Origin of the sequence: Mesorhizobium sp. CA15, from assembly GCF_020165215.1 — a bacterium.
Classification (GTDB): domain Bacteria; phylum Pseudomonadota; class Alphaproteobacteria; order Rhizobiales; family Rhizobiaceae; genus Mesorhizobium.
In genome coordinates, this window is record NZ_JAIUHQ010000022.1 from 1 (window position 1) to 20,861 (window position 20,861).

The 20,861-nt window shown below is 63.7% G+C and carries 16 protein-coding genes; 13 read left to right on the top strand and 3 right to left on the bottom strand.

Annotation, left to right across the window (positions count from 1 at the left end; translation table 11 throughout):
• The 3 genes from LB515_RS25185 to LB515_RS25195 form a co-directional block, all read left to right on the top strand.
• On the top strand, positions 1 to 1,325 hold a 1,325-nt coding region (locus tag LB515_RS25185), incomplete at its 5' end, for a hypothetical protein (RefSeq protein ID WP_224709316.1).
• 31 nt (positions 1,326 to 1,356) lie between these two features.
• Complete coding sequence (locus tag LB515_RS25190) at positions 1,357 to 3,369, top strand: type I secretion system permease/ATPase (RefSeq protein ID WP_224709317.1); 2,013 nt, start codon at positions 1,357 to 1,359, stop codon at positions 3,367 to 3,369.
• A gap of 1 nt (position 3,370) precedes the next feature.
• Positions 3,371 to 4,672 carry an HlyD family type I secretion periplasmic adaptor subunit gene (locus tag LB515_RS25195; protein ID WP_224709318.1) on the top strand — a complete coding sequence of 434 codons (1,302 nt, stop codon included), beginning with the start codon at positions 3,371 to 3,373 and terminating at the stop codon, positions 4,670 to 4,672.
• 192 nt (positions 4,673 to 4,864) lie between these two features.
• Here the strand turns inward: LB515_RS25195 and LB515_RS25200 are convergent, their stop codons facing one another.
• Both LB515_RS25200 and LB515_RS25205 read right to left on the bottom strand, forming a co-directional pair.
• On the bottom strand, positions 4,865 to 5,404 hold the full coding sequence (locus LB515_RS25200; protein WP_224709319.1) for a dihydrofolate reductase family protein: 540 nt from the start codon (positions 5,402 to 5,404) through the stop codon (positions 4,865 to 4,867).
• Between the two features lie 117 nt (positions 5,405 to 5,521).
• Positions 5,522 to 6,829, bottom strand: coding sequence for an outer membrane protein (locus LB515_RS25205; RefSeq protein WP_224709320.1), 1,308 nt, complete (start codon positions 6,827 to 6,829; stop codon positions 5,522 to 5,524).
• Between the two features lie 234 nt (positions 6,830 to 7,063).
• On the opposite strand from LB515_RS25205, the gene LB515_RS25210 reads away from it, so the two are divergent.
• From LB515_RS25210 to LB515_RS25235, 6 genes are all read left to right on the top strand, one after another.
• Positions 7,064 to 9,505, top strand: a complete 2,442-nt coding sequence (locus LB515_RS25210) for an ATP-binding protein (RefSeq protein WP_224709321.1) — start codon at positions 7,064 to 7,066, stop codon at positions 9,503 to 9,505.
• 5 nt (positions 9,506 to 9,510) lie between these two features.
• Positions 9,511 to 9,897, top strand: coding sequence for a response regulator (locus tag LB515_RS25215; RefSeq protein ID WP_224544726.1), 387 nt, complete (start codon positions 9,511 to 9,513; stop codon positions 9,895 to 9,897).
• Positions 9,898 to 10,145: 248 nt separating this feature from the next.
• Complete coding sequence (locus LB515_RS25220; protein ID WP_224709322.1) at positions 10,146 to 10,538, top strand: response regulator transcription factor; 393 nt, start codon at positions 10,146 to 10,148, stop codon at positions 10,536 to 10,538.
• Positions 10,538 to 12,292, top strand: a complete 1,755-nt coding sequence (locus LB515_RS25225) for a YaiO family outer membrane beta-barrel protein (RefSeq protein WP_224709323.1) — start codon at positions 10,538 to 10,540, stop codon at positions 12,290 to 12,292. Before LB515_RS25220 ends, LB515_RS25225 begins: the two co-directional genes overlap by 1 nt.
• A gap of 2 nt (positions 12,293 to 12,294) precedes the next feature.
• Complete coding sequence (locus tag LB515_RS25230; protein WP_224544729.1) at positions 12,295 to 13,332, top strand: HEAT repeat domain-containing protein; 1,038 nt, start codon at positions 12,295 to 12,297, stop codon at positions 13,330 to 13,332.
• On the top strand, positions 13,329 to 14,756 hold the full coding sequence (locus LB515_RS25235) for a glycosyltransferase family 2 protein (protein ID WP_224544730.1): 1,428 nt from the start codon (positions 13,329 to 13,331) through the stop codon (positions 14,754 to 14,756). The genes LB515_RS25230 and LB515_RS25235 overlap by 4 nt, the downstream gene beginning before the upstream one ends.
• Before the next feature lie 50 nt (positions 14,757 to 14,806).
• Here LB515_RS25235 and LB515_RS25240 read toward each other — a convergent pair whose 3' ends face one another.
• A complete protein-coding gene (locus LB515_RS25240; protein ID WP_224601805.1) occupies positions 14,807 to 15,025 on the bottom strand; it encodes an Hpt domain-containing protein in 219 nt (72 codons plus the stop codon).
• Between LB515_RS25240 and LB515_RS25245 the strand changes: the two genes are divergently transcribed.
• From LB515_RS25245 to LB515_RS25260, 4 genes are all read left to right on the top strand, one after another.
• The gene (locus LB515_RS25245; RefSeq protein ID WP_224601610.1) at positions 14,960 to 15,280 is read left to right on the top strand and encodes a hypothetical protein; all 321 of its coding nucleotides are present in this window, start codon (positions 14,960 to 14,962) and stop codon (positions 15,278 to 15,280) included. The two genes, LB515_RS25240 and LB515_RS25245, sit on opposite strands and share 66 nt — an antisense overlap.
• Before the next feature lie 106 nt (positions 15,281 to 15,386).
• The gene (locus LB515_RS25250) at positions 15,387 to 17,972 is read left to right on the top strand and encodes a tetratricopeptide repeat protein (protein ID WP_224709324.1); all 2,586 of its coding nucleotides are present in this window, start codon (positions 15,387 to 15,389) and stop codon (positions 17,970 to 17,972) included.
• A 305-nt stretch (positions 17,973 to 18,277) separates the two neighbouring features.
• Positions 18,278 to 19,327, top strand: a complete 1,050-nt coding sequence (locus tag LB515_RS25255; RefSeq protein WP_224709325.1) for a LacI family DNA-binding transcriptional regulator — start codon at positions 18,278 to 18,280, stop codon at positions 19,325 to 19,327.
• A gap of 75 nt (positions 19,328 to 19,402) precedes the next feature.
• Positions 19,403 to 20,650 carry an ABC transporter substrate-binding protein gene (locus LB515_RS25260; protein WP_095767848.1) on the top strand — a complete coding sequence of 416 codons (1,248 nt, stop codon included), beginning with the start codon at positions 19,403 to 19,405 and terminating at the stop codon, positions 20,648 to 20,650.
• Positions 20,651 to 20,861: the final 211 nt, after the last annotated feature.

Below are 20,861 nucleotides of genomic sequence, written 5' to 3' on the forward strand. Positions count from 1 at the left end.
TCGCGGTGCTTGCCGATGCCACCCACAACATCGGCGACACCGATCTGGACGGCGTGTTCGACATCGGCGAGTCCTGGATCTTCACGGCCAGTGGCACCTCGCAAGCCGGGGCCTACGAGAACACCGGCACGGCCACCAGTTCCTATCAGGACGATGCCGGTCACAGCGTGCCGGTTACCGCCCATGATGATTCCAGCTACTTCGGCGCCGATCCTCACATTACGCTCGACAAGAAGACGAACGGCGTCGACCACGGCCTCAACATCTTCCAAGGTCAGGCGGTCACCTGGACCTACGATGTCACCAATGACGGCAATGTCGCGCTCACCAATGTGGTCGTGAAGGATGACAACGGTACTCCGCTCAATCCTAGTGACGACTTCAATGCTTCGGCAATCACCAGCGGCGGATTCAATACCGGCGACACCAACGGCAACGGTCTGCTCGATGTCGGCGAGACTTGGCACTACAAGGCTACCGGCACGGCGCAACTGGGCAGCTACGTCAACAACGCGACGGCCACGACCGACGCGTATACGGACACCGCCGGCCATTCGCGCACGCCGAGCGCCACCGACAGCAGCGACTATGAGGGTTTCTCCAACAAGGCCCTGACGCAGGGCTTCTGGGGAAGTCACTCGGATGCCTGGGACAATGTGGACGGCAATGAGGGTAAGCCCACCAAGAGCGCCATCGCCAGCGGAGTTCTGTCCGGGCCTGATATCAATCCGCGCAGCGATGGCTACCTGCTGCTGGGTGACAGTAACGGCAATGGCACGACAGACGCTAACGAACACACCCTGCTGATTTCGATAAGCTTGGCGAAATCCATTGAATCGGCCTCGACCAGCGGTGACGCCAGAGTGATCATGCTGCAGCAGGCGATTGCCGCTCAGCTCAATATCGACAACCACGTCGCCCAGCCTAACGATCTGGTCGGCGAGGCAGTGATGTGGCTCACCGGTCAGGGCGCCTGGGCAAACCTCGGCGTCAATGTCGACACCAATAGCGACGGCATCGTCGACCAGAACGGCTCGGCGCTAGGGGGCAGTGCTGTAAAGACCAGCTCCACGGCTTGGACCAAATATGTCGACGTTACCGACGCCAGCACGGGCATCACGGACTGGAATGGGGGCAAAGAAGCCGACGGCGAAGGGTTGAAGAACGCCCTGATGTGGTTCAACCAAGGCCAGTTGGTGACCTCCGGCCCCGGCGGCCATGTCGCCTGGTTCAACGGCACCAGCATCATCGACGAGCACCCGAATACGCTTGACCAATTCTGGGTGACCCTGCACGAAGTCGGAGGACTGACGGGCATCAGCTGAGCGGAACAATCAGGCCTGGCGAAAAACCGACATGGCAACAACCGGCATGTTCGGCACAGGGCAGGCGAGGGCGAGGCTGGCGGGCCTCGTCCTTCTCGTCCTTGGCGTGGCGATTGTTGCGGCCGGATCGCTCTCGGGGGGCACGGTGTTGGGCGCAACGGCGATCGCCGGTTTCGGTGGTCTGGTTTTGTTTCGTGCCCGTCCTGCTGATTTCGGCGAGCGTGACGCGGCTGCCAAAGTTGCCGCGTCCACCCGGCCGGCCGCAAAGCCGACTAAGCGCCCGCCTGGCTCAGAGCTTGCTGAGGCCCTTCGCGCCTGCCGCTCCGCTTTCCTTGCGGTCGGGCTGTTCAGCGGCATCCTTAACGTTCTGATGCTCGCCGGCTCGCTCTATATGCTCGAGGTCTATGATCGCGTGCTGCCGAGCCGCAGCCTGCCGACGCTGGCTGGCCTCTCCATCCTGCTCCTCATTCTCTATAGCGGACAGGGAGTGCTCGAATTCGTGCGCGGACGCGTGCTCGTCCGCATCGGCGGGGCTCTTGACGAGGCGCTCGGCGGCCGAGTCTATCAATCAATCCTGCGTCTGCCCCTCAGGACGGGCCGCGACAGCGACAGCTTGCAGCCGATGCGCGACCTCGACAGCGTCCGCGTCTTCCTGTCGGGCAGCGGGCCAACGGCGCTTTTCGACCTGCCATGGCTGCCGCTCTATCTGTTTATCATATTCATGTTCCACTGGCTGCTCGGCGTGACGGCGCTGGTCGGCGCGATCGTGCTGGTCGCGCTCACGATCATGGCCGAACGGCTGACGCGAAAGCCGGTTTCGTCGGGAACGTCGAGCGGCATCCGCCGCAACGGCCTGGTCAGCGCCGCCAATCGCAACGCAGAAGTCGTTGCCGCCATGGGCATGGCCGGCGGTCTGACCGCGCGGTGGGAAGACGCCAACCTCGATTACATCGCCGAGCAGCGCAAGGTGAGCGACGTGGCCGGCGGCTTCGGCGCGATATCGAAGGTCCTGCGCATGCTGCTGCAGTCGTCGATGCTCGGTCTCGGCGCCTGGCTGGTCATCGAGGGGCAGGCAACGGCGGGTATTATCATCACCGCCTCGATCCTCAGCGGCCGCGCGCTGGCTCCGGTCGATCTTGCGATCGCCAACTGGAAGGGCTTCGTCACCGCGCGCCAGGGCTGGCAGCGGCTGAACAGGGTGCTGGCGGCGCTGCCGGCTGAGACCGAGCCGATGTTGCTGCCGCCGCCGAGCGCGAATGTCGGCATGCAAAACGTCTCGGTCGGCGCCCCGGGCACGCAGAGATTGCTGGTTCACGATGCAAGCTTCGCTCTGGAGGCGGGCCACGGCGTCGGCATCATCGGACCGAGCGGGTCGGGAAAATCCACGCTGGTGCGCGCGCTTGTCGGCGCCTGGCAACCGGTCGCCGGCCGCATCAAGCTGGACGGCGCCGACCTCGATCAATGGTCGCAGGCGGAGCGCGGCCGCCATATCGGATACCTGCCGCAAGATGTCGAGCTCTTCGCCGGCACCGTGGCCGAGAACATCGCGCGCTTCGAGCCGGACGCGGACGCCGGCGCCATCATCGCCGCGGCGAAGGCGGCGGGCGCGCACGAGCTGATCGTCGGTTTTCGCGAAGGCTACGAAACCGAGATTGGCGAGCACGGCGAGGCGGTCTCGGCCGGTCAGCGCCAGCGCATCGCGCTGGCGCGCGCGCTCTATCGCGATCCTTTCCTCGTGGTCCTGGACGAGCCGAATTCCAACCTCGACATGGACGGCGAGCAGGCCCTGATCAAGGCCATGTTGGGCGTCCGCGAACGGGGCGGGGTTGTCGTGCTCGTCGCGCACCGGCCGAACGTGCTGGCGGCGGTCGATTTCGTGCTGGCGATGAATCAGGGACGCGTCCATGCCTTCGGCCCGAAGGACGAGGTGTTCGCCAAGATGTTCCCGACGCTGCGGCCGGTGCCGACCGGCGCGCCGCAACTGAGAGTGGCTTCCGACGGTCCCCATCTGGCCGTTGCCGACGGAACCGAGGCAGGGCGCTGACATGGCTGCATCAAGCGCCTCGCATTTATCCATCCGCTTCTACACGCGGCTTGGCGTCGGCGTGGTGCTCCTGCTTGCGGGCGGCGTCGGTGGCTGGGCATCGGTCACCGAGATCGCCGGCGCGGTCATCGCCCCCGGCGCCCTCGTCGTCGATTCCCACGTCAAGGACGTGCAGCATTCCACCGGCGGCATCGTTGCGGAGATCGATGCCCGGGACGGCGACCACGTGAAAGCGGGAGATCTTCTGGTCCGTCTCGACCGCACTGTGCCGGCAGCCAACCTTGGCGTGGTGAGCAAGGCGCTCGACCAGCTCGCCGCGCGCAAGGCGCGCCTCGATTCGGAGCGCCGCGGCAGCGACGCCATCATCTTTCCGAACGAGCTTTTGGACCGCATTGCCGATCCTGACGTCGCCGAGGCGGTGGCCGGCGAAAAGCAGCATTTCGAGACACGGCGCACGTCCCGCGCCGGCCAGAAGAGCCAGCTTGAGGAACGCATCGCGCAACTCGAAAAGGAGATCGCCGGCGACACGGCGCAGGCTGAGGCCAAGAGCAAGGAGATCGAGCTGGTGCAGAAGGAGCTTGCCTCGGTGCGTACGCTCTGGGCCAAGAAGCTCATCTCCATCGACCGGCTGACCCAGACCGAGCGAGAGGCCACGCGCCTCGATGGCGAGCGCGGCCAGCTGATTGCGGCCCAGGCTCAGGCGCAGGGACGGATCGCCGAGATCAAGCTGCAGATCATCCAGATCGATCTCGACCTCAGCACCGAAGTGAACAAGGACCTGCGCGACGTCGACGGCCAGATGGGCGAGCTTCTGGAGCGCAAGGTCGCCGCCGAGGACCAGTTGAAGCGGGTCGACATCCGCGCGCCGCAGGACGGCGTCGTGCAGCAGTCGATCGCCTATACGATCGGCGGCGTAGTGAAGCCGGGCGAGACGATCATGCAGGTCGTGCCCGACAATGACAGACTTGCGGTGGAAGCCAAGATCGCGCCGAGCGACATCGACCAGCTGTGGGTCGGCCAGCCCGCTTCGCTGCGCTTTTCGGCCTTCAACCAGCGCACCACGCCGCAGATCAACGGCGTCGTCGAGCGAACCTCGCCCGACATCACCACCGACCAGCGCACGGGCGTCAGCTATTACACGGTGCGCATTACCACGACGGCCGCCGAGGTCGCGCGGCTCGGCGAGGTCAAGCTGGTTCCCGGCATGCCGGTGGAATCCTTCATCAGGACCGAGGATCGCTCGGTGATGTCTTATCTGGTCAAGCCGCTGCAGGATCAGATCAGCCGGGCATTTAGACAGTAGGCCATCAGTACGTTTCACCGTTTCATGGAAACGGCGAAACGCCTATCTCTTTGTTTTGACGCAATTCCGGACGGAAAACCGCCGCTCTAGAGCATGATCCCGAAAAGTGGGAACCGGTTTTCGGAGAAGATCATGCTCCAACAAAGAGTTAGATCAGGATGGCGATTCAACGAAACGTCATCCTGATCTAGTCTAAGCTTTCGCGACCGCCCTGTATTCCATCGCCACCACGCCATTGCTGAACGGCACGGCCGAAACAAGCTCGAGCGCCGTCGGTTTGTCCGAGGGAAAGAGCCGTTCGCCCTGGCCTGCGGCTGCCGGATAAACGAGCAGTCTGAGGGTATCGACAAGGCCAACGCCGAGCAGTTGCCGGGCGAGATTCACGCTGCCATGCACATAGATGTTGCCGCCGCTTCGTTGCTTCAGCCGGGTGACCGCATCGGTAACGGGGCCTTCGAGCAATTCGGCCGGATGCCAATCGACCGCTTTCAAGGTCGTCGAGGCGACATATTTCGGCAGTGCGTTGAAGCGGTCGGCGAAGTCGCCTTTTTCCGCAGGCCAGTGGCCGGCAAAGATTTCGTAGGTCACGCGTCCGAGAAGCATGGCGCCGCTGTCGGCAAGCTCATCCTCCTTGAAGGCCTGCATCTCGTCGGTCCAGGCGACGTTCGGCAGCCTCTCGTGCTCGGCGATTCCGTCGATGGTGATGAATTCGGTGACGATGAGCTTTCTCATGGCATCCTCTATTGGTTAGGTCTCGCACCATAGGACGGCCACGCCGGCGCGTTCCCGACAAAATAAAAAGCCCGCCGGAATGACCGGCGGGCTTTCGCTTTGGCTGGAGGCCTTGGCTTAGTTGAACTTGTACTTGGCGTCGATCCGCACGGTGTGGAAGGACGGCGTCGCCATCGCGAGACCGCTCGGGATCGGCAATGCATCCGAGAAGTCTTCCTTCTCGAATTGCGAGTAACGGTATTCGATGCCGACGGTCATCTTGTCCGACAGGGCAGTTTCCAGGCCCGCGCCGACCGAGAAGCCACTGGAGCCCCAATCGGCGTCGAGCGGTGCCGGAGCATCGAGCTTGAAGTGCTGCCAGCTGTAGCCAGCGAGCGCGTAGGCCAGCGTCGCCTCGTTGACCTTCATGCCGATGCGGCCGAGCACGTCGAAACCATAATCGGTATTGAGGTTGATCGAGTCGACACCCAGGAACCCGCCCAGCTCAAGCTTCGACTTAATGCCGGAGAGACGAGCGTCGACGAGGCCGCCGACCACCCAACTGCCCATGTCCTGGTCGTAGCCGATGCTGGCTTCGCCGAACACGCCTTCGCCGCCGAGGCCATTGAACTTGGCGCCGGCGAGCGGCGGAATCTCGATCTGGTGCACGACCGCGCCGGCGCCGAGCCCACCGCCGACATAGAAGCCGGTCCAGTTATAGGAAGGCGTCTCGAAGCTGGCGCCGCCGCCGTCATTGGCGTTGAAGCGATAGCTGGCGGCGACTTCAAACGTATGGCGCGAGGTGTCCAGGTTGAGCGTGCCGTCCGGCACCGGCAGGCCTGCATCCGAGAGCAGGCTGTCGTTGGTGCTGAAGCGGGTGTAGCGATACTCGCCCTTCAGCGTCCAGTTGCTGTTGATCGCAGTTTCGACACCGGCACCGACAAAGTAGCCGCCCTGATCCCAATCGAATCCAATACCGGCATTGCTGTCGAGCTTGTACTTCTGCCAGGCGTAACCGCCCAGAACGTAGCCCAGCGTGCTCGGCGTCAGCAGATAACCGGCGCGCATGCCGACGTCGAAACCGTAGGTCTCCTTGATATCGGCGTTGAAGCCGCCGGCATCGAGCGAAGTCTTGATCGTGCCGACATGCGCGTCGATCAGGCCGCCGAGCAGAAAGCGCTGCGAGACCATGTAATCATAGCCGGCAGTCACCTGGCCGTAGACGCCTTCGCCACCGATGCCGTTCAGTGAAACAGGCACAAAATCGCTGCTGAGCTTGTGCACATTGGCGCCGGCGCCGACGCCGAAGCCGACATAGACGCCGCTCCAGTTGAAGCCCGGAGCCGCCTGCTCTTGGACCACGTCGGCGGCCTGCGCGGCCGACATCAAAGCGACGGCCGAAACGGCGCCCAGCAAAACGGATTTCGCAGAAATACGAAGAAGCATAGCCCATAACCCCAAGTTAAAACCCGACGAGGTTCTAGCAGGGGTTGCGGGAATTTGGGGTGGCAAAAATACCACACCTATGGGCAAACTGCCGTTACGACAGGTGCAAGCAGGCGATGTTCCCAAAATGGCCAGCCCGAGGCGGTAATCACTCCAGCGCGGGCGATGCGCAGGGCTCTTTAGACCTCGGATAGGTTTTGCCGGTATCTATCGGCAAAAAGGAGTTGGAAAGTCATGACCGAGATCTGGCGCTCACTCCTGGGCAATCTTGCCCTCGTCTCGATCCTAGTCGTCGCCTGGGACCTCGTGGCGGATTTCACCGGGCGCCTGCCGCGGTTGATGCAGTCGCTGATTCTGGGCGCTGTCATGTGCGCGGGTTCGATCATTTCCATGGCGACGGCCCTGAACGTCTCCGGTTTTGCGGTCGACCTGCGTGCCGCCTTTATCGGCGCGGCCGCCTTCTTCGGCGGATGGCCGGCGATGTTCGTCGCAACCGCAGGCTCCATTGCCTATCGCGCCTATCTTGGCGGGCAGGGCGCGAGTGTCGGCATCATGAGCATCCTGATCACGGCCATCGTCGGGCTGGCGTGGCACCACGTCGTCGCGGTCCGCTCGCGCACTATGCTCGATATACTCGGTCTGGGCGTGACGGTCGCGCTCGCCGGGCTGATCACGCTTGTGGCCATTCCCCAGCAGGTCCTCGCCACCTTCGTTCAGCAGAGCACGCTGCCGTCCTTGGTATTCCGATTCCTCGGCACCTTCATCATCGGCGTGCTGCTCGACCGGCAGCAACGGCGTCGCGATCTCGCTATGTCCAACATGATCTACCGCGCCATGGTCCGCGAGCTGCCGGATTGCCTCAACGTGAAGGATGCCGACGGCCGCTTTGTGGTTGCAAACCCGGCCACCGCCGAAATGATGCGCGCCGCCTCGGCCGAGAACCTTATCGGCAAGACGGATTTCGATTTCTATCCGAAGGACGTGGCCGAGCGTTTCAGGCAGGATGAAATGGGCGCGCTGGAGACCGGGCTGACATCGCGCATCGACCAGCCCGCGCTTTTCCCAGATGGCAGCCAGGGCTGGCTTTACACCTTGAAGGCTCCCCTTCGCGACGAGACCGGCAAGATCGTCGGCGTCATTACCTATAATCGCGACATCACCGAGCAGAAGAAAAACGCCCAGCTCAAGAACGACTTCATCTCGACGGTCAGCCACGAGCTGCGCACACCGCTGACGTCGATCCGCGGTTCGCTCGGCCTGATCGCGGCGGGCGTCGCGGGCGAATTGCCTCCCAAGGCGGCTAATCTCGTCAACATTGCCCACAACAACAGCGAGAGGCTGGTTCTTCTCATCAACGACATCCTCGACATAGAGAAGATCGAATCGGGCATGATCAGCTTCAAGATCAAGCAGATGCCCCTGCGCCCGGTCCTGGAGCAGGCCATCGCCGCCAGTTCCAATTACATGGCCGAGAGCAGGATCCGCATCGTCCTGGTCGATGATGCGCCGCGCGCCGAGGCCAATATCGACCCCGACCGCCTGCACCAGGTGATGGCGAACCTCCTGTCGAACGCGATCAAGTTCTCCGACCACGGCGGCACCGTGATGGTGAAGTTGCAGCGCCGTGACAGCGACGTGCTGCGCATCTCCGTGATCGACGAGGGCGCCGGCATTCCCGAAGCGTTCCGCAGCCGCATATTCGGCAAGTTCGAGCAGGCCGACGCGTCAAGCACACGCAGGAAGGGAGGCACGGGCCTCGGCTTGAACATCGTCAAGACCATTGTCGAAAAGCTGGGCGGGGCCGTTTCCTTCGAAACAGAGGAAGGCAAGGGAACGTCGTTTCACGTCGACCTGGCCGAAGCGCACAGGCAGGAGGAAAAACCGGTCTTTGTCGAGCGCCGGTCGCGCAAGCGCGATAGCCGCCTGCGTGTCCTGATTTGCGAGGACGAGCCCGACGTCGCCGCGGTGATCGCCGCACTTCTCGACGCCGAAGGCTTTTCCAGCGACGTCGCCCCTGACATCGGCACCGCCAAGGCTCTGCTGGCCTCCCGCGATTACGTGGCGCTGACGCTCGACATCAAGCTGGCGGGGGAATCCGGCATCAAGCTCTTTCACGATATCAGGGCCTCGCCGGTGAATTCCGACATTTCGGTGATCGTCATCTCCGCGGTCGCCGACGAGGCCAGGCGCTCCCTGAACGGCACCGCGGTCGGCATCGTCGACTGGCTGGAGAAACCGGTGGATTCGAAACGTCTTCACGCCGCTCTCGCCAAGATCGTCGGTCGCAAGGTCGAGCCGAAGCCGCGGATTCTGCATGTCGAGGACGACGAGGGCGTGCTCGCCGTGATGTCGGAGGGCCTAGGGTCGGGCGTCTCGATCACCTCGGCGAAAACGCTCAAGGACGCCCAGGCCGCGGTCGCGAACCATCGTTTCGATCTTGTCATCCTGGACATCGCGCTCCCAGACGGATCGGGATTGGACCTGCTTGCCGATCTGCCGCTCGAAACAGCAGTCATCGTGTTTTCCGCGGCGGAGCTGGACGACAAGCTGGGCGATCGGATCCAGGCAATCATGACCAAGACCAAGTCGTCGGAGATCGATGTCGCAAGGCTGGTCAGAAACATGTTGACTTCGGCCCGCGACGGCGCGGGAGCCTCCGCGCAAGCCAAGGAGTGACGGTTATGCCGGCAAGAATCCTTTATGTGGACGACGAGGACGACATCCGCGAAATCGCCCAGATGTCGCTCGAGCTCGAGCCGGAATTCGAGGTGCGGTCCTGCGCTTCGGGCGTCCAGGCGCTGGCTGATGCGGCGGAATGGCGGCCCGACCTCATCCTGCTCGACGTGATGATGCCGGACATGGACGGGCCGGAGACGCTGAGGCGTCTGGCTGCATCGCAGCCGACGGCGTCGATACCCGTGGTGTTCATCACGGCGCGCACCCAGACGCACGAGGTCGATCGCTATCTGAACATGGGCGCGGTCGGCGTCATCGCGAAGCCCTTCGACCCGCTGGCGCTTGCCGGTGAAGTCAGGAAGCTGCTTTCGTCGGCCGGCGGCCTGGCCTGACGCGCCGACACAGGTCGGTGGCAGAAGGTTGTCGGCAAGCTCTGTTTGCCGTTTACGCCTCCTATACCATACGCCGATATTCATCTACTGATTGCATCGAAATGCGATCGTCGCGAATCGGCTTATCTATGATTTGCGCGGAATGGTCCTGCTTGGGATTGCCCTTGTGGACCTTGGCATGAACCGCATTGGCGGATGTGGGTTCATGGGCGATCACTCCGGGGGGCGACGGAACCGGAGCGGGACTGGTGAATGGAGAGAAGGCAAAAGTTCTGATCTGCGACGATGATCCCTTGTTGCTCGAGCTGATGGAATTCAGGTTGAAGGCGAAGGGATACGAGGTCATCAAGGCCGCTGACGGCGCCGAAGCGCTGGCCAAGGCGCAGCAGGACGAACCCGACATCATCGTGCTCGACGCGATGATGCCGAAGGTCGACGGCCTAGAAGTGCTGGCGCGCATCAAGGGCGACCCGGATCTGTCTGGAACGCCAGTTGTCATGCTGACTGCCCGCAAGGGCGAAAAGGACATCGTCTCGGCCTTGGAAAAGGGCGCCGACGACTATCTGGTGAAGCCGTTCATCCCCGAGGAACTTCTGGCCAGGCTCGCGCGGCTGATCGCTCGCAAGAGCGGGAAGCGCTGATGCGGGGCGGCCGGCGCTTGAGCCTCGCCGCCTGCCTGATCCTGGCTGTCGCGACCGCTCCGTACGCAGCGCTGGCGCAGACGGCCGACGCACTCTACGCGTCTGCCGTGAAGGCGAGGCGGGCCCAGCATTTCGACGAGGCTGCCGACCTGCTCAAGCGCGCGCTGGCGCTCAAGCCCGACAATGCCGACGCGCTGGTCCAGCTTGGCTTCGCCGAGCTTGGCCGCAACGACCTTCAGGCGGCGCGCGACGCCTTCTCCAAAGCCCTTTCCATTGCTCCGACCTATCGCGATGCCTCTTTCGGCATGGCCGAGGTCGAGTTCAGGTCCGGCAATCTGGACGCGGCACTACCGCTTGCCGAGCAGGTCGCGCAGGCCGACCCCAGCAATGCCGACGCAGCAAAGCTGGTCGAAAACATCCGCAAGGCGAAACAGGGGGTGATCAGCAAGCCGAAGCCGGTTCGCGCAGCCCCGGCGGCGGCGAAGAAACCACCGCATCACCGGCCCGATTCCGTCCCCGGCTTGATGGAAGAGGGCAGGCGCCTACGCCAGGCAGGCAAGCTGCCCGAGGCGGAGAAGGCCTATCGCCGCGCCCTGAAGCTGGCGCCGAAGAACACCGACATCCTGGTCGCGCTTGGCTTTGTCGTCGGCTCCAGCCAGCGCTTCGACGAAGCCGGTCAGTTTTTCGACCAGGCGCTGGCCATCAAGCCCGGTCTTCTCGATGCGCGTCTCGGCAAGGTGCGCCTGGCGATCTGGCAGGGCGACACGCCGCGCGCCCGTGCGCTGGTCGACGAGGCGCTGGCCAGCGCGCCGGACAATGCCGAGGCGCTCGACCTCGATGGCAGGATCGCCCTGCTCGAAGGCGACTATCGGCGGGCCGAACAGTCGTTCCAGCGCGTACTGGCGCTTGAACCGCGCAATGCCGAGGCGCTGGTGGGGATCGGCGATGTGCGCCGCGGCGAGGGCGATGACGAGGCCGCGCGCCAGGCGTACACCCAGGCGCTCGCCATCGAGCCGGGCTCCGCCGACATCGAGCAGAGGCTCTCCGTACCGCCGCCGCGCGAATGGCGGCTCGATATCGGCAGCGAGGTGAGCGATCTCACCAATGGTCTCGGCGACTGGACCGACAGCTCGGCCGGTCTTGCCTATCGGCTTTCGCCGCGCACGACCATTTCCGGCCACACCCGGCTGGCGACCCGTTTCGGCCGCAGCGACGTCCAGCTCGAGGGCCGCATCGACCAGGCCTTCACGCCGGCCTTCTCCGCTTATGTGCTCGCCGCGGCGACCCCGGATGCCGATTTTCTGGCGCGCTATTCCGTCGGCGCCGGCACGTCCTGGAAGGTGGTGGCGCCGGCAAAGGCGTTCGGTCCACTCTCGCTCAACATCGACGCCCGCTACGACGATTTCGCCGATACCGGCGTCACCAGCATCCAGCCCTGGATCCAAGGCTATGTCTTCGACGGCCGCCTGGGGCTCTCGGCCCGCTGGGTGCATGCCGAGGACGATATTGGCACGCGCGCCGACGGCTATGTGCTTCGCGCCGACCTTGCGGTGACGGAGCGTTTCAACGTCTTCGCCGGCTATGCCGACGCCCCGGAGATCGACGACGGCGCATTGATCCCGACGCGCACCGTGTTCGGCGGTCTTTCCTTCGACGTCAGCGATCCGCTGACGCTGCGCGCCAGTATCGCGCATGAAGAACGCCCGACATTCGACCGCAACATATTCGGCCTCGGCGTGACGGCGCGGTTCTGACCATGTGGTACATCTGGGACCTGTCGATACTGCTCAGCGCGATGTCCCTGGTGATCATGCTGCTGCTGATCGCGCGCCGCGTGCTGCAGGAGCGCCGGGGCAGGGCGGCGGCCGAGCAGCGGCGCCAGATTCTGACCGCGCTGATCGCGTTCACTGAAAACCGCGATCGCGAGGCGTTGAAGGCGACGGTGCTTGGCGTGCCGGCCGGCGTGGCGATCGACGCCGGCTTCGAGTTCATTTCACTGCTGCGCGGCGAGGAGAGGGACGATGTGCTTGTCGCCTTCAACGAATGCGGCCTGCCGGCCCGTGTCGCAAGGCAGCTGCGGAAAGGCAACGTCGCCGAACGCATCCACGCCGCCGAGATGCTGGCGGCGCTGGGTTCGGACGATGCGTCGGCAAACCTGCTTTCAGCACTCGCCCAGGATCGCGCGCGCGAAGTCAGGATCGCGGCCGCCATCGCGCTTTGCGATCTCGGCAGCCTGCCTCTGCTCGGCACCGCGCTGGACTTCATCGGCGTGGCGGGGCAGCGCTCGCGGCGGCTGATCGAGCTGTTCCGGCGCTTTCCGCGCTCGCGCTTCAACGAGCTTGCGGTACACGCGTCGCGGGTCGACGCCTCGCCCTTCATCCGGGCGGCCGCGATCGACGCGCTGGCGCGGGCCGGCGGTTTCGGCTTCGCCGATTTCTTCGCCGGGCTGACCGGCGATGGCGCGCCCGAGGTTGCCGCCGCCGCGCTGCGGGCGCTGGGCCTGACGGGGCACGCCGAGGCCTCGGCCATCCTCAAGCGCGGCATGGCCAACGACGACTGGGACGTGCGCGCCGCCGCCGCCGAATCCGCGGGCCGTCTCGGCCTGCCCGAGCTTGCCGCGCCGCTGTCCACGCTGTTGGACGACGAGGTCTGGACCGTGCGCTATGCCGCCGCCAACGCGCTGCGCTCCTTCGGGCAGCCGGGAGAGCGGCTGCTGCGCGAGATCGCTTCCGCCGAGGTGTCGCGCAGCCAGCGCACCGCCTCGCTCATTCTTGCCGAGGGGCCGGCCCTATGATCGCCGACTGGAGCCACGAGGTCGTTCTTGCCGCCACCATCCTGTCCTGGTTCATCATCGGGGCGGGGCTGGCGCAGACGACGATCTATCTTTTGCAGCTCGTCGTCGCCGGCTACGCCCTGTCCCAGCGCCCGCCGGTGGCGCGCTCGGCGCTGCTGTGGCAGCGCTATGGCGACGTCGCGCCGCCGATCGCGCTCTTGGTGCCCGCCTATAACGAGGCGTTGAACGTGGTCGAGAGCGTCCATTCGATGCTGGCGCTCGAATATCCGAATTTCGAGGTGGTCGTCATCAATGACGGCTCGAAGGACGACACGCTGCAGCGACTGATCGAGGCTTTCAAGCTGGTGAAGTTCCACCGCCCTTATGAGGAGGCGCTGGCGCACCAGCCGATCCGCGGCCTCTATTCCTCGCCGATGACCGAGCGGCTGTTCGTGGTCGACAAGGAAAATGGCGGCAAGGCCGATGCCCAGAACGCCGGCATCAATGTCTGCCGCGCGCCGCTCTTCTGCGTCATCGATGGCGATTCCATCCTCGAGCCCGACGCACTGATGCGCGCCGCCCAGCCCTTCATCGACGACCCCGAGCGCACCATCGCCGTGGGCGGCACGATCCGCATCGCCAACGGCTCGAGGATCGAGGCGGGCAGGGTGCGCGAGATCCACCTTCCGCGCCGCCTACTGCCTTTGTTCCAGGTGGTCGAATATCTGCGCGCCTTCCTCATGGCGCGGCTGGCCTGGAGCAGCATCAACACGCTAATGCTGGTGTCCGGCGCCTTCGGCATGTTCCGCCGCGCCGAAGTGGTGGCGGTGGGCGGCTTCACCAAGGGCTCGATGGGCGAGGACCTCGACCTCGTCATCAAGCTGCACCGCTATATGCGCGACAGGAAGCGCAAATACCGCATCCAGTTCATTCCCGAGCCGGTGTGCTGGACCGAGGCGCCGGAAACGCTGAGCGTGCTCGCCCGCCAGCGCTCGCGCTGGCAGCGCGGCGCGCTCGAATGCTTCTTCCGCTACCGCTCGATGCTGTTCAACCCGCGCTATGGCCGAGTCGGCTTCCTCGGCTTCGGCCACATATTGATCGTCGACGTGCTGGGACCGGTTGCCGAGGTGCTGGGCTATGTCCTGATCCCGGCCTTCTGGCTGCTCGGCATCCTGTCGGCCGAATATCTTCTGGCCTTCACCGCGCTCATTTTCACCTATGGCGTCTGCGTCAGCGTCTGCTCGCTGATCCTCGAAGAGGCCGAGCTGCAGCGCTTCCCCCGCGCCAGGGACCTCGCCGTGCTGACGGCCGCCGCCGTGATCGAGAATTTCGGCTACCGCCAGCTCAACAATTTCTGGCGCGTGAAAGGCTGTTGGCAATTTTTGCGCGGCAATCAGGGCTGGGGCGAGATGACTAGGACCGGCCTCGGCGGCGCCAAGAAATAGGCGTGGCGGGCGGCGACAGCGCTGCAAGGAGGTGAGCCCCGGTCGGGAGCTCAGGCCAGCGTTCGCTCGATCTCAGCGATAAGTGCATCGAGCGCCGCGCGCATGCTTGCGCCATCCGCCTGCTCGATAAGCAGCGTCTCCAGCGTGGAAGCCCGCGCGCTGATCTCCGCAAAGCCGAACGTGCCCGCGGCGCCGGCGAGGGAGTGAGCGAGACGGATCAGCGGGTCGTTGCCGGACAGGCGAGCGGCCTGATGCGCGATGGCCTTCAGCTCGGCGAGTTGATCGGCGCAGCGGGTGAGGAAACGTTGGCGGAGGGGAGCGAAGGGGTCGGTTGGGATGGGCAGTGCTCCGGCGTGGTGGAGGCGGTATTGAAGCAGAAGGAGGGGTGGAGTGGAATGGTGTTGGGTCTACGGTTTTCTTACATGTTTAATTCTCAACGCTATCAGCCGGCTTCATCATTGCGTCCACCGCGATCCGAGAAGATCCTGAATCAGGATAATGTCGGCCGGTGCGAGGTCCATTGATTGTCGCGAAACCTGTCGGGAGCCAACCGGCATGCGCCGGATGTTTGCGAGCGCGACGATACAATAGTCCTTGCAACAATCGAATGAACTCAGTTGCCATACATCAATGGATGCCGCCAAATCAGATGATTCGCCTTTGCCTCCAGCATGGTGGGCGTCGAGCGCCGTCGATCTGCCTAACGTATTAGTGCGCTTATGCAGAGAGAGTGTTGGCTCCGATCTCTTTTGGGAACTCTTCGACTATTACAATCACCTTGTTAGCGAAGGGGTAGCTTCAAGCCTCGACATTATCGATCGCGTCGAGGTGGTCATCGCCTTTTTCAATGGCGAGAACCAGCCGATGTATGAAGTCATGTTTCTGGAGCTATTGTCGCGTGTGGCCATGTCCGCCGGTAAACTCTCAAAAGGGCTGGCAGCGTTCGAACGCATGGCTGAGATTCATACTGAGGAATATCAACGCAGAGACGTCATTGAACTGGCGGGCGATATGTGGAGCTATGCCGAACGAGGCATTTTTGGATCCGACCTCCAGCCCTTACTGTTCGCCAGCATTGCCCGGGTCTTCAAGCGGCTGGGCGATGACGAAGGGTTGGTGAGGGCTTACCTCCAAGCGTCGGCCCTGTATGCGCAACACGGAGCGCATGAGGCCGCCATGGGCGCCGTCCAGCATGCTAGGTCGATCGCGAAAGAAGCAAATCTCACACTGCTTGTTGCTCAGACGTATGAACAGGAAGCAGTACTGGCCTTTGAACGAGGTGATGCCGCCGGGTCGGTGGCTGCTGGAAAAGCCGCGCTCACGCTAAACGAGGCGAACGGGAACTCCCTTCCGGAACGACTGCGCCTCAACCTTGCCACGGCCCAGATGGAGCTCGGGCAGCTGGAAGAAGCGGCCGATATTTTGAAGTCAATGATCAACTCGTCGACCAGCGGCGACATAACAGGACACCTCTTTGCCAATCTGGCTTCCTGCTGCCGGCGGCAGGGCTGCTTACCGGAGGCCCGCGCTCACATCGCTCGGGCGCGAAGCGAATTCAACGCAGATACCTCCTATGAGAGCCTGCTGGAGTTGGAGATAATTGACGCGTCGATTGCGCTTGAGTCGGGAGATCGCCCGGCCGCTGCCGGGCGGCTGAGAGCCGCAGCCGTTATGCTCGACAACGGACTACGTGGTGTCCTGCGTCTCCATCATCGACGGGGCCTTCGCGACCAATACATTCGCCAGATTGAGAGCCGTCTCGCCCAACTTCCGGCGGACGGACTTACCGTCGACGTTCTTCCAATTATAGCAGTTCTCTACGGCAGCGTCGTTGCTGATTGGCTCGCGCTGCTGGATTGGGCCGATAGCCTCGTCGCGCGGCCGGATGGGATGGAAACCGAGTTCGCCGATCTGCGCGACCGCATCTTATCCGTCCAGGCGTTTGGCGCCCCGTTCGCACTCAGGGTTGACGAGTATAGAGATAGTCCCTGGGATCCCATGCTAACCGGCAAACCGTGGGACGACCTCGGCGAGACCATTTCCCGGATAGTCGGTCAAGGCTTCCCATCGCCGTTTGAGGCGGTTTCGATGGCTGCGGCAACTTCGCTCCTGGAAACTCGATTGGCTGAGGGGTGGTGCATCATCCTGCCGACCTTCGGAAGTGATCCGGTTCCGATCTGGGTTTTCCAGGGCAACTGCTACGCTCGATACACCCTCCCGCTTCGGTCGATAGGGCAATGGCACCTTGCACGCAGGTCTTTTGCCCAAGGTTCTGTCTCGAAGGTGGACTTCGCCAAGCAGCTCGATTGCTTCGCCGCACAGAGCCGGGACGCACTAAAAACAGTGTTTGATATGCTGCCCGCCGCTTGTCCAGGTATTCTCAGCCTCCAGGATCACGATAACATACTTCCTATTACTGCGGCCGTTCTGGGCCATGACGGTTTGCGAGCCCGCATGGCCGAAGGTAAACTTGAGGCTCGGATTGTGCCAGCGCTGTACCCGGCCTGCCCGCAATCCGCCTTGATCCAACCTAAGCTTGTCGCGCTGATCAATAGTGGGGACAATCTCGAGCTCGCGCGGATAGAAGCCGAAGTTGCAGCGGTCACGGTCGAGGCACGCGTCGTCAGTACAGCAGAGGTCGACGATGAGGCGGGCCTCGTGGCGCAGATGACGGATGCAGATTTGCTCGTGGTCTCAACACATGGAGTTTCGATTTCCAGTTTCTCAGATCCGTTCCTAGGCTCGCTCGGGGGTGCTGGAGCGCACGCCATCAACGTGAAGGCGATCCAGTCAGACTTCGTTGACTTCCCATACAGGCTTGTCATGCTCAACGCGTGCCATGCTGGGTCCACCTACACCGGCGATGAAAGGCGATTACGAACCCACGATTCAGCTAGCTATCCAGCGCTGCTGCTGTTGAACCGATGCTCGGTGGTGAGCGCGGCATCTTGGCGCATCGGCGATACCATCAGCTACCTCCATCTCGTGCTGGTTGCACAAGGCCTGAAGGAGGAACTTTTGCCGTCCGTGGCCCTGTCTCGCGCAAGCGCTCGCCTGCGCGATCTTCCGACTTCGGATGCCAAGTCCCTAGTGCAGCTTGCTCCTTCATCTCCTGGCAGGGAAGCCGCCTTGCTTCTCCTGGAGGGAGCGCCTGCTGGAGGCGCCTTCAGCGCTCTCTACACTATTGGTGGGATCGAAACCTACGGGCTACTTTGAATGCATCATGACGCTTCCTCCGTCATAACCTGAGATTCGCAAACGGCAGCTACTGAAGCTCCACCGCCACAAAGCGGTCTGACCGCAAGCGGCCCTCGCTGTGGTCATTAAGAATCCGTGGTGTTGAAATTTGGCGCGAGGGCGGCGATTAGTGTTCCCCCTTGCCAACCCCGCCACCTTCCCCTACTCTCCATCGCTGAGAAAACCTTTTCCCAACCCGCTCCGCGCTCGCTGACCTCACCCGTCGTCACCGCGCAGGGCAGTAAGAGAAAACCTTTTCCCAGCTAAGGGAATCCGCCGCGCCCATGCCTTCAGACGCCGAGCCTGCGCCAGTTTCCGCCAAGCCGCCGGTCACGCTGCGCGAGGTCGCCGCTGCGGCCGGCGTCAGCGTTGCGACGGCGTCGAAGGCGCTGAACGGGCAGGGGCGGATGACGGCGGAGACGCGTGAGCGCATCCGCGAGACGGCGCGGCTGCTCGGCTTTCGGCCGAACAGCCTGGCGCAGAGCCTGTTGCGAAAGCGCTCCTTCACCGTCGGCCTGCTCACCAACGATACCTATGGCCGCTTCTCGCTGCCGCTGATGGCCGGCGTTTCGGATGCGCTGGTCGACAAGGGCGTCTCGGTGTTCCTGTGCAATGTCGAGGACGACCCGCGGCTCGGCCAGCTGCATGTCGAGGCCATGCTCGACAAGCGCGTCGACGGCATCGTCGCCACCGGAAAACGCATCGACCGCCATCTGCCGGTCGATCTCTCCAACCTGCGCATTCCGGTCGTCTACGCCTTCACCCAGCCGGATCCCGGCGCGGTCGGCCTCGTCTCCGACGATGCCGGCGGCGCGCGGCTGGCGGTCGAGCAGTTCTTGCGGCTCGGCCGCCGCCGCATCGCCCATGTCAGTGGACCGGCGAGCTTCGCCGTGGTGCACGCGCGGGCCGAGGCTTATCGCGACGTCCTGAGGGAGAACGGCTTGCCCACAGCCGAGCCGCTGCTCGGCGCCTGGTCGGAGGCCTGGGGCCGCGATGCGGTGGCAAGACTGTTCGGCAAGGCGGGCAGGGAAGGATGGCCGGACGCCGTCTTCTGCGGCAACGACCAGATTGCCCGCGGCGTCATCGATGCGCTGCGCGAGCGCGGTATCCGCGTGCCCGAGGATGTCGGCGTCATCGGCTTCGACAATTGGGAGATCGTGGCCGAGGCGACGCGCCCGCCGCTGACTTCCATCGACATGAACCTGGCGAGCCTCGGCCGCGAGGCCGGACTTGCCCTGCTTTCGCTCGTCGACGGCCAGCCGGCCGCGCCGGGCATCAGGAAACTGCCGTGCCGGCTGGTGGTGCGTCAGTCATGCGGCAGTCCGTCGCAATGAAGCAACAAGGCTACGCGCCCGGTTAGACCGGGCGGCATGGCCAGAACAGGGAGGAGAACCATGAGGAGGAGTAAAATGAAGACCATGTTTGCCAAGCTGGCTTTAGCCGCGGCCGTCATCGGCGGCGGCCTGCAGGCGGCGTCCGCCGAGACCGCCAACATCTGGGTGCGCGCCGACGGCTCGAACTTCATGCCGCGCATCGTTGACGCCTTCAACAAGGCCAACAAGGACCAGATCAAGCTCGATATCATTCCCAACGCCGAGATCATCCCGAAATATGGCGCCGCCGCCGCCGGCGGCACCGCGCCCGACGCGCTCTCGCTCGACCTGATCTACACGCCGTCCTTCGCCGCCGCCGGCCAGTTGGAGGACATTACCGACTGGGCGAAATCCTTGCCCTATTTCGCCAGTCTGTCGCCGGCGCATGTGAAGACCGGCACCTACAAGGACCGCATCTACGGCCTGCCGTTCTCGGCCGACGCCTCGGTGCTGATCTGGAACAAGAAGCTGTTCAAGCAGGCTGGGCTCGATCCTGAGAAGGGCCCGACCAACTGGGCCGAGATCGAGGCCGATGCCGAAAAGGTCAACGCGCTCGGCGGCGACATCAAGGGCTTTTATTTCTCCGGCAATTGCGGCGGCTGCAACATCTTCACCTTCACTCCGCTGATCTGGGCCTCGGGCGGCGACATCCTGTCCGAGGACGGCTCGAAGGCGACGCTCGACAGCCCGCAGCTGCGCGGCGCGATCGACCTCTATCGCTCGATGGTCAAGAAGGGGCTGGTGCCCGAGGGCGCGCAGACCGACACCGGCGCCAATTTCTTCGCCGCCTTCGCCGGCGGCAAGATCGGCATCTCGCCGTCCGGCGCCTTCGCCATCGGCGCGCTCAACACACAGTACCCGGACGTCGACTACGGCATCACCTTCCTGCCGGGCAAGGATGGCGGCTGGTCGTCCTTTGCCGGCGGCGACAATTTCGTCGTCACCAAGGGCACCAAGAAGATCGCCGTGGTGAAGGAGTTCCTGGACTTCGCCTATTCGCTGGAGGGCCAGACGATCCTTGCCAAATATGGCAGTCTGCCGGTGCGAAACGACATCGCCAAGGACGCGCTGAAGGACCTCGACCCGCGCTATCAGGTGGCGGCCGAGGCGATGGCCAAGGGCAGGACGCCCTATTCGGTGGTGTTCAACGACCTGATCAACTCCGCCAACGGGCCGTGGACGCAGATGATCAACGAGGTGTTCTTCGGCGACGATGTCGACGGCGCCATCAAGAACGCGCAGGAGACGATGCAGTCGATCATCGACCAGGCGCCGAACAAGTAGACACCAGGGCCTATAGGCGGCGAGGATAGCGCAACGCCTCGCTGCCAAGGCTCTGACCGGCCGCCCGCCCCGTCTCCCTGGCCGGGCGGCCGGGGACTGCATCGCTGAATGGCAGGGTTTTATCGCGTTGAGAAAGCACGCTCACCAATTTGTGGCGCCGCGAGGTTCGCTCCCCCTTCCCCCCTTGTGGGAGAAGGTGTCGCCGAAGGCG

What these genes read in the sequence shown, in the direction of transcription:
- LB515_RS25190 (WP_224709317.1), top strand. Translation starts at nt 1,357, where the DNA reads ATGGCAACAACCGGCATGTTCGGCACAGGGCAGGCGAGGGCGAGGCTG.
- LB515_RS25195 (WP_224709318.1), top strand. Translation starts at nt 3,371, where the DNA reads ATGGCTGCATCAAGCGCCTCGCATTTATCCATCCGCTTCTACACGCGG.
- LB515_RS25200 (WP_224709319.1), bottom strand. Translation starts at nt 5,404, where the DNA reads ATGAGAAAGCTCATCGTCACCGAATTCATCACCATCGACGGAATCGCC.
- LB515_RS25205 (WP_224709320.1), bottom strand. Translation starts at nt 6,829, where the DNA reads ATGCTTCTTCGTATTTCTGCGAAATCCGTTTTGCTGGGCGCCGTTTCG.
- LB515_RS25210 (WP_224709321.1), top strand. Translation starts at nt 7,064, where the DNA reads ATGACCGAGATCTGGCGCTCACTCCTGGGCAATCTTGCCCTCGTCTCG.
- LB515_RS25215 (WP_224544726.1), top strand. Translation starts at nt 9,511, where the DNA reads ATGCCGGCAAGAATCCTTTATGTGGACGACGAGGACGACATCCGCGAA.
- LB515_RS25225 (WP_224709323.1), top strand. Translation starts at nt 10,538, where the DNA reads ATGCGGGGCGGCCGGCGCTTGAGCCTCGCCGCCTGCCTGATCCTGGCT.
- LB515_RS25230 (WP_224544729.1), top strand. Translation starts at nt 12,295, where the DNA reads ATGTGGTACATCTGGGACCTGTCGATACTGCTCAGCGCGATGTCCCTG.
- LB515_RS25235 (WP_224544730.1), top strand. Translation starts at nt 13,329, where the DNA reads ATGATCGCCGACTGGAGCCACGAGGTCGTTCTTGCCGCCACCATCCTG.
- LB515_RS25250 (WP_224709324.1), top strand. Translation starts at nt 15,387, where the DNA reads ATGGATGCCGCCAAATCAGATGATTCGCCTTTGCCTCCAGCATGGTGG.
- LB515_RS25255 (WP_224709325.1), top strand. Translation starts at nt 18,278, where the DNA reads ATGCCTTCAGACGCCGAGCCTGCGCCAGTTTCCGCCAAGCCGCCGGTC.
- LB515_RS25260 (WP_095767848.1), top strand. Translation starts at nt 19,403, where the DNA reads ATGAAGACCATGTTTGCCAAGCTGGCTTTAGCCGCGGCCGTCATCGGC.